We start from the raw sequence: 13,343 nt of genomic DNA on the forward strand, positions 1-13,343 counted from the left end.
ATGTTTATGTTGAAAAACAATCCCTTAATGGTCTAAAAAAATCCCTTTTGCAGTCACAAAAGGGATTTCAATTAATAGATGATTACTATACTAAATATTCTTTAGATTGATAATTTCTTGCTCCGTTAACAATCGCCAATTACCACGAGGTAAATTCTTCTTAGTCAATCCTGCAAATGAAACGCGGTCGATACGCAATACATCATAATCCAAATGTTCAAAAATAGAACGCACCACTTTGATATTAGCCGAACGTAATTTTAATCCTATTTCGCTCTTAGGCTCGTTTTCAATATAACTCACCTCTTCCACATACACACGGTGTCCTTCAATTACCAATCCTTTGGTGATTTTTTCCAAATCCTCAAATTTTAAGTTTTTATCCAATGACACTTGGTAAATCTTGGAAGATTTTTGGTTAGGCAAACTAAACTTCCGAATCATATCGGTATCATTGGTAAACAACAACAAACCCGTTGTGTTCTTATCCATGCGACCTACAGCAGCTATTTTTGCCGTAGTTGAGCCTCTCACCAATTCCAATACATTTCGGTATTCCTGACCTTCATCAAGTGCCGTGGTGAAGTTTTTAGGTTTGTTCAATAAGATATATACTTTTTTCTCTGGTGTCAATTTCACTCCGTCAAAATTCACCTCATCACCAGGTTTCACTAAGTAACCCATCTCGGTTACAGGAACTCCATTTACTTTTACATTTCCTGATTGGATGTAAATATCCGCATCACGACGCGAACACACCCCTGAATTCGAAATGTATTTATTTAAACGCATTTCGTCTTTTGCTTTTTGTCTCTTAGGTGCTTGGTTTGGTTTTTTTGCCTTAGCCCCTTCCTCTTCAACAACTTTGGTATTTACTTTAGCTTTTTTAGGTCCTTGCGCCCTTTTTGGCATAGCGGGTTTAGTTGCACTCCGTTCGGCTCCGCCTCGGGTTGGCTTATTCGAATTCGTTCTGGAACCACCTGGTCTAGAACCGCCTCTATTACTGCCTTGCTTGTTATTCATAATCTTAATAATTTTCGCAAAGATACTATTTATATTATTGCAAACAGCTACTTCCAAGTCATTAAGTCACAACTAGTAAAACGGACTAATGAAGGAGTTACCCAATAATTTTTTCAAAATCATTTTTCTGGAGCTAATCCTGCCTTTCCTTTCAAGCTTTTAGCGCTAAAAGTTCTTAAAACCAATTAAGAAAATTCATATATTTGTTTAAAAAGCTATTCAATAGCATCATTAGAACTAGATTTACATAAATTTCCTCTATTATAAAGTGATTTAATAAAAGTTGGTCATAATTCTGAAATTGACAAAAAAAGTAAATATTTATACTAGTTATAAAAAACAATAGCTTAACATGGATGTACAAATAATTAAGAATTACTGCTCATCATGTCGAAATGAAACAAAGCACTCGGTTCTTTTCGAAAAAATACACCACGGAGAATGGGAAGAGTTTACAATATTCAAACAGGTCGTTGAATGTTTGGGGTGTGAAAATGTAAGTTTTAGAACAGAAGAACATGATTATTGGGATGTAGACCTTGAAGATGATGAAGAAATTGGTGAAAAACATAAAACTACTGTACAACTTTTTCCTCTGATTATAAAAGGACATTCTGAAATAAAAAATCTATATACAGTTCCTAGTAAAATTGCAGATGTTTACTCTCAAACAATCTTAGCTCTTAAAGGTAATAGTAATTTGTTAGCTGGAGTTGGATTTCGAGCAGTAATCGAAGCAATATGTATTCAAGAAAAAATAAAAGGAAATAATCTAGAAATTAAAATAAATAATTTAGCTAAAAACAGATTGATTACAGAAAGAGAAGCGGAACGTCTTCATACAATTAGGTTTTTAGGAAATGATTCAGTTCATGAAATGGAAATTCCGACGGAAAGCAAATTAATGTTAGTACTTGATATAATTGAAAATTTACTGAAAAATATTTACATTTTAGATAAAGAAGCTAAATCTATACTCGACACCTATATTACAGAATATTCTGAATTTGAAGATTTTTTATGGCGTTCTATACAAGCTTATCTAAAAGACGAAGAAAAAAACATAAAAGGATTTCTAGGAAAACATATAAGAAGAATTAAAATCGATTTAGAAAGTGCTGAAAAAATTCTAATAAATAAAATTAATAGTGGTAATATCGAATTTTTAAAGCTAGGCCAGATTATCAAAAATAGTGATAATACAGAAACACAATTATTCATATATACTGGCAAAGAATATGATGATTTACCGTTTTAAACTTTTATCTTTTAACGCTAAAAACTCGTCATCAAAGTTAGTAACAACTATAAGTACAGCAACTTTAGTCAATATCCTAAAATAAACATATTACAAAAATGTATTTAATTAATAGAGAAAATAACAGAATAGAAAAGCTACAAAACAAAACTTTTAGCGAATTAAAGATTACAGAAAGATATCATTTACAAGAATGGATTGCTAACAATCCATCTTCACTTGGTGAAGATTTTTTAATAATTCAGAAAGAATTTAATGGATTTAACGACACTAATGAAAGATTAGATTTATTAGCAATCGACAAATTTGGAAACTTAGTAATAATAGAAAATAAACTCGATGATTCTGGAAAAGATGTTACTTGGCAAATTATTAAATATGCATCTTACTGTTCGACTTTATCAAAGCCTGAAATAATAAAAATTTATCAAGACTATCTAGGAATAAGTGGAAAAGCAGAAGAAAAAATTTCACACTTTTTTGACAATAAAGATATTGATGAAATAAACTTAAATCAAGGAAACACTTCGCAAAGATTAATATTAATTGCAGCTAATTTCAGAAAAGAAGTAACTTCCTCTGCTCTATGGCTCATGAATTACAAAATGAGAATTCAATGCTTTAAAGTAACACCATTTTCATTGGAAGAAAAATTAATTTTAAGTGTTGAACAAATTTTACCAACTAAAGACGCCGAAGATTTCACAATAAGAATGGCATTGAAATCGCAAGAAGAATTAGTTGTTCAAGAAACGAGCAAAAACAGACATAATGTTAGAATTGAATTTTGGACTCAATTCCTAGATTATTCAAGTTCATTAAGCAATTTATTTTCAACCAATTCACCCACAAAAGAGAATTGGATAAGTAAAGGTTTAGGAATGCAGGGAGTAAATATGACAATCATAATAAGTGGAACTTATTGTGCCTCAGAAATTGGTTTTAACACTGGAAACAAAGATAATAACAAGTTTTTATTTGATAAATTATTTGAGCAAAAAGAAAAAATTGAAGAAAAATTTGGTCAAATGTTATTATGGGAAAGAATGAATGACAATGTTACAAGTCGAATAAGATTTCAAAAAAACGAAGTAAGTTATTTTGAAAAAAATGATTGGGCAAAAATGAATGAGTTTCTCTTTTCAAACGCAACAAAAATGGAAAAAACATTTGGAGAAATTGTAAAGAAAATTAACCGAGAAATTAAAAACAATTCTATTATTACACCACCCCTATAAACATTTGCACAATTAGTTGAACTACCTTTTTTTTTTCAGATTCTCATTTAGCAAAATACTTGTGGCTATAAATTACAAACGTCTAAAAATAATAAAACACTACTCCCTCTTATGCACCGTAATCACAACCGTCTTAGAAGCAGGCGTATTACTGATTCTGGCGGTAGATTTTAAAGGCACCAAAACATTGGTTTCTGGAAAATAAGTGGCGGTACACTGCCGTGGAATGCTGTACGGAATGACCAAAAATTGTTCGGCTCGGCGTTCTTGTCCTTCAAAATGACTAACCAAATCGACCAAATCATGGTGTTGTAATCCTGCGGCATTCATATCCTCTTGATTCATCAAAACCACCCGTCTTTCGTTTAGAATTCCTCTATAGCGGTCGTCTAAGCCATAGATAGTTGTATTGAATTGGTCGTGTGTACGAATGGTCATCATCAGGTATTGGTCTTTTTGCAAAACAATATCTGAGGGTTGGTTGATGGTGAAATTGGCCTTACCGGTATAGGTTTTTGTAAAATCGTTTTCACGAGCGTTGTTCGGCAAATAAAACCCAGATGGGATTCGGGCGCGTTGATTAAAATTCTCAAACCCAGGGATAGTCGCTTCGATAGCGTCCCGAATCAAATCGTAATTGCCTGCAATAGCCGTCCAATCCACATTTGAATTTTGTAAAGTAGCTGTGGCGATACCCGCCACGATAGCCGTTTCGCTCTTTAAATATGCTGACAAGGGTTCTAAATTTCCCACGGATTTAGACACCACGCCCATCGAATTTTCGACCGTCACAAACTGTTCGCCACTGGCTTGAATATCTTTTTCAGTGCGTCCTAAACAGGGCAAAATCAAAGCTTCTTTTCCATGAATCAAATGAGAACGATTGATTTTGGTCGAAATATGAACCGTTAAATCACAGTTGCGCAAGGCATCGGCTGTTAGTTCCGTATCAGGAGTAGCGGAGATGAAATTCCCGCCCATTCCTAAGAAAAATTTAGCCTTGCCTTGATGCATGGCTTCAATAGCATCGACAACATCCAAACCGTGTTTTCGTGGTGATTTGAAATCAAAATGAGAATCCAGCGTATCCAAAAAGGCTTCGGAAGGTTTTTCGTAAATCCCCATCGTTCTATCGCCTTGCACATTGGAATGTCCACGCACAGGACAAGTGCCCGCTCCGGGTTTGCCAATGCTTCCCATCAACAGTAATAGATTGACAATTTCTCGAATGTTATCGACTCCGTTTTTATGTTGGGTCAATCCCATCGCCCAGCAAACAATGATTTTTTTATTTTGCGCAATCATTTCGGCAGCGGTTTCGATTTCAGCAAAAGTCAACCCCGTTTGCCCCACCAAATCCACAATGTCATATCGCTCTAAATCCGCAATAAAAGCATCATAACCAAGGGTTTGTTTTTGAATAAATTCGGCATCAAACACTGTTCCTGGATGTAATTTTTCTTTTTGATGTAACAAAATCAAAATAGCTTTCAACAACGCCACATCACCGTTGATTTTTACTTGCAAAAACAAATCGGACAAATCATTCCCTTTCCCTAACCATTTCAAAGGATTTTGGGGATGAATATAGTTCTTCAAACCTACTTCAGGCAACGGATTCACACTGATAATTTTTCCACCGTGCTCTTTGGTTTCGCCCAAAGCGGTTAACATACGAGGATGATTCGTACCTGGATTTTGCCCCATCACAATCACCAAATCAGCTTTTTTAAAATCATCTAAAATCACCGAGCCTTTCCCAATTCCTAAAGTTTCCACCAGCGCCGAACCACTGGATTCGTGGCACATATTGGAACAATCCGGTAAATTATTCGTTCCGTATTGGCGCACAAACAATTGATACAAATAAGCCGCTTCGTTGCTTGTACGACCCGAAGTATAAAAAATCGCTTCGTCAGGTGAATGCAATCCATTTAAGGTTTTGCCTATCTTTTGGAAAGCTTCGTCCCATTCGATTGGTTCATAATGCGTGCCGCCTTCTCGCAAATACATGGGCTGGGTTACGCGTCCTTTTTTACCCAATTCAAAATCAGACAATAAACCTAATTCTTGAATGCTATGTGTAGCAAAAAACAAAGGCGAAACTCTATTTCTAGTAGCTTCTTCGGCAACTGCTTTGGCACCATTCTCACAATATTCAGCCAAGAAAGAACGTTTTTCGTCAGGATCAGGCCAAGCACAACCTGGACAATCAAAACCACCTTTTTGGTTTAGTTTTGCCAATAGACCAACACTATCAACAAGTCCAACTTCGGTAATCATGTGTTTCAATGCCGACTTGACGGCTTTGAACCCAACAGCTGACTGAGGAATATCCGTTTCTTTAATTCCAGTGAATTTTACAGGCGGTTGTGCAATTGTTTTTTTAGTCATGATTGTTTACTATATTTTTTTAGTCTGTGCGATAAAAAGTTAGCCACGAATTCACGAATTATTTCGTTTAATGCTAAATTTCAATTCATGAATTCGGGGCGAAACTAACAGCTAAACTTATCTTAATTTCATTAATTAGTTGAATAAATCGTTGCTTTGTTGTCTCTCGAAAAACCAATCAAACAAATCCCAAATTCCTTGGCATAATCCACCGCCAAAGACGAACAAGCCGAAACTGCGACAATGGTACTGATTTTGGCAAAAAAAGCTTTGGTGATAATCTCATAAGAAACTCTGCCACTCACCAACATAAAAGTAGCAAGTTTCAACCTATCCGATTGAATTAAATCGCCAATACATTTGTCCACAGCATTATGCCTGCCGATGTCTTCTTTCAAAGTTAAAAATTCATAACTTTCACTGAATACAACAGCGGCATGTGAACCTCCAGTCAAACTAAAGGTTTGTTGATGCTCACTCATTATTGCAAACATTTCAGGAAGTTTCTCTAAATCGATTTGGTGTTGGTTTCTTAATTTGGCATTAGGAACTTTAAAATCATCTAGTTGCTGTTTCCCGCAAATCCCACAGGAAGAAACTGACAATAAAGATCGTTTGTTCATATAACCATTCCCTAATTGTTCTTTAGGAATGGTCACTTCGATTTTAGTGAAAGCATTTGGAGTATGGGAAACAACTTCCATTTTAGGATGCTCTTTAGAACGATATATATCCTCGGCATGAAGTAACCCCCGAATCAATTCAAAATCATTTCCCGGTGTACGCATCACTACCGTAAACGAACTTTGATTGATACTGATTTCCAAAGGAGCTTCGACTACCAAAAAATCATTGATTTTTGTAGTGGTAGCATCCGTTCTCTTTAAACCTTCGTATAAGATAGACTGCATAAAATTGGGTTTTCGAATAGCAAAAATAAGAAATTGAGAACCTACTAAATTAATCAATTTGATTAAACCTATAATGCATTCTATCAACTATTGGTTTTACAAAATCACATTTTCATCAACCAATTTTCGCCATTTGACAATACTGTAGGATCAATCAAAACAATACAAAAAACTCCTGTTACAATCAAAATTTTTAATACGTTATGAAGGATTACAAATTGCTCTTTAGTGGAGGATTTCCAGAGATAAAGCAAAAAGAAAATCAAAACAATTAGAGCCAAATAGAAATACATATCCATATACCCAATGTCATAAATAGAAACTAAGATATACACCGGAAAAATCGTTAAAAAGGTCAATAGGGTAATTATTTTCTTTGACACTAACTCACCAAATCGTACAGGAATTGTCCTGTAATTATTCACAAAATCCCCTTTGATGTTTTCTAGATCTTTTATCATCTCCCGTATTAAAAGTAGTAAAGACAAAAATGCAGCATGCGCAAATATGACCGCAAAATGGGATTTATAACTGATTACTTCTTCAAAAGTTAAACTGTAATAAAAATGTAGCGTAATGGCAAAAAAAGGAATGACTGCCATTAAGGTGGCTGTCAAATTTCCGATGAGGGCAAATTTTTTAATTTTATGAGAATACAACCAAATTAAGAAAATATAAGCCGAAAAGAATACAAACACTCGCCAAGAAACTAAAACAGCCATGATAACTGCCAAGAAATTCAAACTAAAATACACCTTCAATTTGGTGGACTGACTCACCAACCGATCCAGCATAGACTTAGTTGGACGATTGATCAAATCTTTTTGACTGTCGTAAAAATTATTGATAATATAGCCCGAAGCAATAGTGATTGCAGAAGCAAAAACAATTAAAAAAAAATCGCCATCAAACAAAATATCCAAAGCCCTTTTTTCAGGAGCCAAAATAAATATCGCTGATAAGTATTGTGCTAAAATAATAATGGGAATATTGTATCCTCTTACTACGGAGAACAAACTCACTATTTTCAGCATTAAATGTTTTTGTTTTCTATTTAGCATTGTAAAAAGGAAAAACGTTTGCATTGTGAAACACAAACGTTATTTTACTATTTATATTTGAATGAAAAAATTAAAACTGATATACGACCTCTAGTTTGTAATCTTTCAAAGAAGCTTTGGCTCGTTCTAAATCCTCAGTAAACCCAAGAATATAACCTCCTCCACCTGAACCACACAATTTTAAATAATAATCATTGGTATCAATTCCTTGCTGCCAAAGGGCGTGAAATTGCTCTGGTATCATGGGTTTAAAATGATTTAAAACAACTTTAGATAATTTTTTAGTATTGGCAAATAATGATTTTATATCGCCACCTAAGAAATCTTCCACGCAGGCATCTGTATATTTTACAAATTGATTTTTAAGCATGGCTCTAAATCCTTTGTCTTTTAAGTTTTCCATGAAAATATTCACCATCGGAGCGGTTTCACCTACAATACCTGAATCCAACAAAAACACGGCTCCTTTACCTTCCAAACTTTGCGTAGGAATACCTGTCGCTTCAATATTGTCTTTCGAATTAATTAAAATTGGGATACTCAAATAACTATTCAATGGGTCCAATCCTGAACTTTTACCATGGAAAAAACTTTCCATTTGAGAAAATATGTTTTTCAGTTGTAATAATTTTTCACGAGTTAAATTCTCTAAAACTGTGATTTTATCTTGTGCATATTTATCATAAATAGCTGCTACAAGCGCACCACTACTTCCTACTCCATATCCTTGCGGAATACTCGAATCAAAATACATGCCCGTAACCACATCGGTTTTTAAGGCTTCCAAGTTGAAAGTCACTAAATCTGGTTGCTCAATCTGTAATTTTTCGAGGTAGTCTGCAAATCGTTTCAAACTTTCATTAGATGCAATTGCTTCTGCAGAAGGATTTTCATTTCTTTTCAAAGCTCCGTTATAAAAATTATACGGAATCGAAAGTCCTTTAGAGTCACGGATAATTCCGTATTCTCCAAAGAGTAATATTTTTGAGTAAAATAAAGGTCCTTTCATATTTTGATTGAGAATTATTTTATTTTATTAATCTTATTTGGGTCTTGTCTAGTGTCGAAAAGGGACAAAATAACAATGTGTTTATCGTTAAATTTATAAAATAACATACATTGGTTGCTTATAACACACCTTCTAATATTTCTTGATTTATTAGATACTGGAAACATTTCAGGATTTTCAGCAATCAAATTAATGATACCGTGTAACTTATTTGAAAATTTTGTTTTTACTTGATGATTCCATTTCAAAATTAAAAATTCAAATAAATTTTCGATTTCACAAAAAGCTAATGGCGTAATTACCACCTCTCTTTTCATTTTTTCAAATGTGGCTTAATAAACTCATCAAAAGAACTGTATTCTCCTCTTTCATATTGCGCCTCTGATTCGTTAATTGTATGTTGCTGTTCCTGCGTCAATTCATCCCAGAAATCTTTTTTTTCTTTTTTGAAAATGGATTTGATAGACGCAATAATTGACTCGTCATTGGTTTCAGCCAATAATTTCATCAATTCTTTTTTTTCTAATTCAATATTCATAATCTTATCCTTAAAGCATAAAGATACAAAAATTACAATAGCACTGCACCAATTCCAATTTCGTCACAAATGTACTGACCATTTTGACAATAGCCAACTAATTCGTCCTGAATAAATTGCAATACTTTTTCTTTGACAGTTTCTGGATACAAAACATGCACATTAGCACCCGCATCTAAGGTAAAACAAACTGGAATTTGAGTTTCAGAGCGGAATTTCCAAATGGCGTTTATTATTTGCAGCGTATTGGGCTTCATCAAAATAAAATACGGCATTGAAGTCATCATCATAGCGTGTAAAGTCAAGGCTTCGCTTTCAACCACTTTTATGAATTCTTCTAAATTTCCTTCTCTAAAAACAGTAATTAGTTTGTCTAAATTTTCATGTGCTTGAGCAAATCGCCTTTCGGCAAAAGGATGCCCAAACATCAAATCATGTCCTAAAGTACTCGAAACTTGTTTCTCTCCTTTGTCAACTAATAAAATGGTATCTTGAAATACTTTGAAATTGTCGTGAATCGCAAACGGATATTCCACACCAAACAAATCTGAACTCCCATCGATATTTGCCTGATTTCCCCAAACGACCACTTCTCCTTTCACGCTACGGCAGGCACTCCCTGAACCCAAACGTGCTAAAAAAGAGGCTTTTTGATAAAAATACTCATCCGTCATTTCAGGATACAATTCTTTTTCCAAACTCATTAAATTCATCGCCAAAGCAGCCATCCCTGAAGCCGAAGAAGCAATTCCTGAACTATGCGGAAAAGTGTTTTGTGTATCAATCGTAAAATGATAGTCTTTCAAAAACGGCAAATACACTTCAATTCGCTCCAAAAACTTATGGATTTTAGGTTTAAAATCTTCTTTTGGTTTTCCTTCAAATAGCAAATCAAAAGAGAAACCAGAATCTATCACATTGAGCGCAGTCGAAATGTCTTTTTTAGCAAAAGCCAATTTGGTAATCGTTTTACAATTATTCAAAGTAAAACTCACCGATGGATTTGCTGGCACTTGATTTTCTTTTTTTCCCCAATATTTCACTAGCGCAATATTACTGGGTGCACTCCATTGAAATTCTCCTTTTTCAACAGAATGCGTATAATTTGAAGGTATGAAATCGTTGATTGAAAACATCTAAATAGCTTTTTGCGCAAAGATACTTTTTTTAAAGAAATCGTGGTGTAACGAGATACATTAAAACAACCGCTAATTCGCTAATTTTTTTCAATAAATTTGATTATAAAAATAGAATTAGCACAAATTTATTATTCACTTATAACAAAACACACCTTTTAAAGAAATAATCTGCGTATTGGCGGTTATTTTTAACTTATGTATTAGTCTCGGAAAGTTTTTAAGTACATTTGGATTCTCAAATTTTTAATCTCATGAATAAGCTTACTAAAATCCTTTGTATCGTCGTCACTTGTTTAGCGATTGGCTATTTTTCGGGCAAAGTAACACAATCTAGCATCGAAACTTGGTACCCAACACTTATAAAACCGAGCTTCAATCCACCCAATTGGATTTTTGCCCCTGTATGGAGTATGTTGTATATTATGATGGGTATTGCAGCGGGACTGGTGTGGGACCGTATGGATTTTGAAAAAGAAAAAACCACCAAAGCCTTAACCGTTTTTGCAATCCAACTTGCTTTAAACGCCTTATGGTCTTATTTATTCTTTGGGCTAAAAAATCCATTTTTGGCAGGAATCGAAATTATTTTACTTTGGTTATTCATTTATGAAACCTATATCCAGTTTTCTAAAATCAACAAACTAGCGGGTTATTTATTTTTACCATACTTGGCTTGGGTAAGTTTTGCGATGGTATTGAATATTAGTATTTGGTGGTTGAATCGATAGTCATCAGTGTTCTGTTTTATAGTGAACAGACTCTAAAATAGTGCTCAGTCAATGAATCCGATAGTAACTAACATAAAGCCCAGACTGATTACTTAAAAAACAGAACACTGAACACTACTATTAAATAGCATTGGCCAATATAAAGCCACTCGTCCAAGCATTTTGAAAATTAAAACCGCCTGTAATAGCATCAATGTTGACAATTTCACCAGCAAAATAGAGATTTTTATGAAGCTTGCTTTCCATAGTTTTAAAATTGATTTCTTTTAGATTGATTCCACCAGCCGTTACAAATTCTTCTTTGAAAGTGCTTTTACCGTTAACTTGAAAGGTTCCTTTAGTCAATTGACTAACTAACTGCTGCATTTGGTTCTTAGAAAGATCAGCCCATTTGGTTTCGGATTGGATTCCAGAAGCTAGTACCAAACTTTCCCACAAACGATTGGTCAATTCAAATGGCGATTTTTTAGACACCATTTTCTTAGCCTGTTCTTGTTTGAGGTTCTTTAATCGTTTCTCAACTTCTTCTGCATCCAAATCATTGAGCCAATTCACAAATATTGTAAACTGATAATTTTTGTCATGCAAGATTCGTGCTCCCCAAGCTGAAAGTTTCAAAATCGCAGGCCCACTCATTCCCCAATGCGTAATTAACAAAGGCCCAGTTGAACTCAATTTTGTATCCTTGACAGTAACAGTTGCCAAAGCCGAAACACCGGGCAATTCTTTTATTCGACCATCTTTGATATTGAATGTAAACAACGATGGAACTGGAGATACAATGGCGTGACCTTGCGCTTGAAGCATTTCCCAAATTTTAGGATTACTCCCCGTGGCAAGCACTAATTTAGTGGCTATGTATTGTGCATTTTGCGTTTCGACTTTCCAAAAATCTTCTTTCTTAAAAATAGATTGTACGCTTTGACCTGTCAAAACTGTGATTCCTAATTTTTGAGTAGCTGTAATGAAACAATCAATAATAGTTTGTGAAGAATTGGACACGGGAAACATTCGAGCATCGTCTTCTACTTTAAGTTCGACACCGTGTTTTTCAAACCATTCAATCGTATCACCAGAACAAAACTGATGAAAAGGACCTCGTAATTCTTTTTCACCTCGAGGATAAAACTTCACTAATTCATTGGGTTCAAAACAGGCGTGTGTCACATTACAACGTCCGCCACCTGAAACACGCACTTTGGACAAAACTTCTTTGCCTCGCTCTAGAATAGCAATTTTTGTTTTGGGATGTTTTTCGGCAATATTTATAGCCGTAAAAAAACCGGCTGCTCCACCACCTACAATTAGGATGTCAAAATTTTGATTCATTATTTTTATTTCGCTTTCGCAAAAGTATTACAATCTATCTGGATAATCCGAAATAATCCCATCTACTTTCCACTTTTTCATTTTGGCAATAGCCTCAAACTCATTGACAGTCCACGGAAAAAGCTGAAACCCTTCTTGTTGAATTCGGGCTACATTATCAGCATGAAGCAATTGATAATCAGGATTGATGGCATTTGCTTTTATTTTTTTGGCGAAAGCCAATGCTTTTTCAATAGCCTCTTCAGTTAAAACAGCAATTGGGATATAAGTATTTCTTTGTTGTGCTTGTACTAACATTTCCCAATCAAAACTTGAAATTATAAAATCATGATAACTCCACTGGTGATTCGATACGTATTTTTGAATCAAATCAACTACAGGAATTGCTGTTCCTTTTCCTTTGAGTTCAATGTTTACCAAACATTTTTTATCAATTACATCAAGCACTTCTATCAAGCTAGGGATTCGTGCTTTGTCCTCTATGGTAAGCTTTTGTAAGTTGGTCAGCGTCATTTGGTTTACAAAACCATTCCCATTAGTTGTTCTATCAACTGTTTCATCGTGAATGACCACAATTTCGCCATCAAGTGAAAGATGCACATCCAACTCAACAGCATCAACTCCCAGCTCTAATGCCTTCTGAAAACCAATTACTGTATTTTCAGGCGCATGCCCTTTTGCTCCACGATGTCCTATTTTTAGCATCTCGTTTCCC

13 protein-coding genes are annotated in these 13,343 nt (G+C 34.5%); 3 read left to right on the forward strand and 10 right to left on the reverse strand.

Annotated features, from left to right (window positions below; all coding sequences use genetic code 11):
- Positions 1-90: 90 nt before the first annotated feature.
- Entirely contained in the window at positions 91-1,023 is a 933-nt protein-coding gene (locus K5R64_RS09410) for a pseudouridine synthase (protein ID WP_220762949.1), read from the reverse strand.
- A gap of 352 nt (positions 1,024-1,375) precedes the next feature.
- Between K5R64_RS09410 and K5R64_RS09415 the strand changes: the two genes are divergently transcribed.
- On the forward strand, positions 1,376-2,281 hold the full coding sequence (locus K5R64_RS09415) for a DUF4145 domain-containing protein (RefSeq protein WP_220762950.1): 906 nt from the start codon (positions 1,376-1,378) through the stop codon (positions 2,279-2,281).
- Between the two features lie 98 nt (positions 2,282-2,379).
- On the forward strand, positions 2,380-3,519 hold the full coding sequence (locus tag K5R64_RS09420) for a DUF4268 domain-containing protein (RefSeq protein WP_220762951.1): 1,140 nt from the start codon (positions 2,380-2,382) through the stop codon (positions 3,517-3,519).
- Between the two features lie 99 nt (positions 3,520-3,618).
- Here the strand turns inward: K5R64_RS09420 and K5R64_RS09425 are convergent, their stop codons facing one another.
- The 7 genes from K5R64_RS09425 to K5R64_RS09455 all read right to left on the reverse strand — a co-directional run bounded on the left by K5R64_RS09425 (position 3,619) and on the right by K5R64_RS09455 (position 10,568).
- Positions 3,619-5,913 carry an FdhF/YdeP family oxidoreductase gene (locus K5R64_RS09425; protein ID WP_220762952.1) on the reverse strand — a complete coding sequence of 765 codons (2,295 nt, stop codon included), beginning with the start codon at positions 5,911-5,913 and terminating at the stop codon, positions 3,619-3,621.
- 131 nt (positions 5,914-6,044) lie between these two features.
- On the reverse strand, positions 6,045-6,824 hold the full coding sequence (gene fdhD / locus K5R64_RS09430; RefSeq protein WP_220762954.1) for a formate dehydrogenase accessory sulfurtransferase FdhD: 780 nt from the start codon (positions 6,822-6,824) through the stop codon (positions 6,045-6,047).
- 104 nt (positions 6,825-6,928) lie between these two features.
- Positions 6,929-7,885, reverse strand: coding sequence for a geranylgeranylglycerol-phosphate geranylgeranyltransferase (locus tag K5R64_RS09435; protein WP_220762956.1), 957 nt, complete (start codon positions 7,883-7,885; stop codon positions 6,929-6,931).
- 70 nt (positions 7,886-7,955) lie between these two features.
- Positions 7,956-8,894 carry a mevalonate kinase gene (locus tag K5R64_RS09440; protein WP_220762958.1) on the reverse strand — a complete coding sequence of 313 codons (939 nt, stop codon included), beginning with the start codon at positions 8,892-8,894 and terminating at the stop codon, positions 7,956-7,958.
- Positions 8,895-8,908: 14 nt separating this feature from the next.
- The gene (locus tag K5R64_RS17310) at positions 8,909-9,211 is read right to left on the reverse strand and encodes a type II toxin-antitoxin system RelE/ParE family toxin (RefSeq protein WP_220762960.1); all 303 of its coding nucleotides are present in this window, start codon (positions 9,209-9,211) and stop codon (positions 8,909-8,911) included.
- Positions 9,208-9,432: a hypothetical protein gene (locus K5R64_RS09450; RefSeq protein ID WP_220762962.1), complete on the reverse strand. Its 225-nt coding sequence runs from the start codon at positions 9,430-9,432 to the stop codon at positions 9,208-9,210. The genes K5R64_RS17310 and K5R64_RS09450 overlap by 4 nt, the downstream gene beginning before the upstream one ends.
- A 32-nt stretch (positions 9,433-9,464) precedes the next feature.
- Positions 9,465-10,568, reverse strand: coding sequence for a diphosphomevalonate/mevalonate 3,5-bisphosphate decarboxylase family protein (locus tag K5R64_RS09455; RefSeq protein ID WP_220762964.1), 1,104 nt, complete (start codon positions 10,566-10,568; stop codon positions 9,465-9,467).
- A 254-nt stretch (positions 10,569-10,822) separates the two neighbouring features.
- On the opposite strand from K5R64_RS09455, the gene K5R64_RS09460 reads away from it, so the two are divergent.
- Positions 10,823-11,299: a TspO/MBR family protein gene (locus K5R64_RS09460; protein ID WP_220762966.1), complete on the forward strand. Its 477-nt coding sequence runs from the start codon at positions 10,823-10,825 to the stop codon at positions 11,297-11,299.
- Positions 11,300-11,419: 120 nt separating this feature from the next.
- Here K5R64_RS09460 and K5R64_RS09465 read toward each other — a convergent pair whose 3' ends face one another.
- A complete protein-coding gene (locus K5R64_RS09465) occupies positions 11,420-12,628 on the reverse strand; it encodes an NAD(P)/FAD-dependent oxidoreductase (protein ID WP_220762968.1) in 1,209 nt (402 codons plus the stop codon).
- A gap of 27 nt (positions 12,629-12,655) precedes the next feature.
- Positions 12,656-13,333 (reverse strand): glycerophosphodiester phosphodiesterase family protein, encoded by a 678-nt coding sequence (locus tag K5R64_RS09470; protein WP_220762970.1) that lies wholly within the window; start codon positions 13,331-13,333, stop codon positions 12,656-12,658.
- Positions 13,334-13,343 lie beyond the last annotated feature (10 nt).

Source organism: Flavobacterium sp. UMI-01 (genome assembly GCF_019656315.1).
Taxonomy (GTDB): Bacteria; Bacteroidota; Bacteroidia; order Flavobacteriales; family Flavobacteriaceae; genus Flavobacterium.

What these genes read in the sequence shown, in the direction of transcription:
- K5R64_RS09435 (WP_220762956.1), bottom strand. Translation starts at nt 7,885, where the DNA reads ATGCTAAATAGAAAACAAAAACATTTAATGCTGAAAATAGTGAGTTTG.
- K5R64_RS09465 (WP_220762968.1), bottom strand. Translation starts at nt 12,628, where the DNA reads ATGAATCAAAATTTTGACATCCTAATTGTAGGTGGTGGAGCAGCCGGT.
- K5R64_RS09415 (WP_220762950.1), top strand. Translation starts at nt 1,376, where the DNA reads ATGGATGTACAAATAATTAAGAATTACTGCTCATCATGTCGAAATGAA.
- K5R64_RS09455 (WP_220762964.1), bottom strand. Translation starts at nt 10,568, where the DNA reads ATGTTTTCAATCAACGATTTCATACCTTCAAATTATACGCATTCTGTT.
- K5R64_RS09450 (WP_220762962.1), bottom strand. Translation starts at nt 9,432, where the DNA reads ATGAATATTGAATTAGAAAAAAAAGAATTGATGAAATTATTGGCTGAA.
- K5R64_RS09440 (WP_220762958.1), bottom strand. Translation starts at nt 8,894, where the DNA reads ATGAAAGGACCTTTATTTTACTCAAAAATATTACTCTTTGGAGAATAC.
- K5R64_RS09410 (WP_220762949.1), bottom strand. Translation starts at nt 1,023, where the DNA reads ATGAATAACAAGCAAGGCAGTAATAGAGGCGGTTCTAGACCAGGTGGT.
- K5R64_RS09460 (WP_220762966.1), top strand. Translation starts at nt 10,823, where the DNA reads ATGAATAAGCTTACTAAAATCCTTTGTATCGTCGTCACTTGTTTAGCG.
- fdhD (WP_220762954.1), bottom strand. Translation starts at nt 6,824, where the DNA reads ATGCAGTCTATCTTATACGAAGGTTTAAAGAGAACGGATGCTACCACT.
- K5R64_RS09425 (WP_220762952.1), bottom strand. Translation starts at nt 5,913, where the DNA reads ATGACTAAAAAAACAATTGCACAACCGCCTGTAAAATTCACTGGAATT.
- K5R64_RS17310 (WP_220762960.1), bottom strand. Translation starts at nt 9,211, where the DNA reads ATGAAAAGAGAGGTGGTAATTACGCCATTAGCTTTTTGTGAAATCGAA.
- K5R64_RS09420 (WP_220762951.1), top strand. Translation starts at nt 2,380, where the DNA reads ATGTATTTAATTAATAGAGAAAATAACAGAATAGAAAAGCTACAAAAC.
- K5R64_RS09470 (WP_220762970.1), bottom strand. Translation starts at nt 13,333, where the DNA reads ATGCTAAAAATAGGACATCGTGGAGCAAAAGGGCATGCGCCTGAAAAT.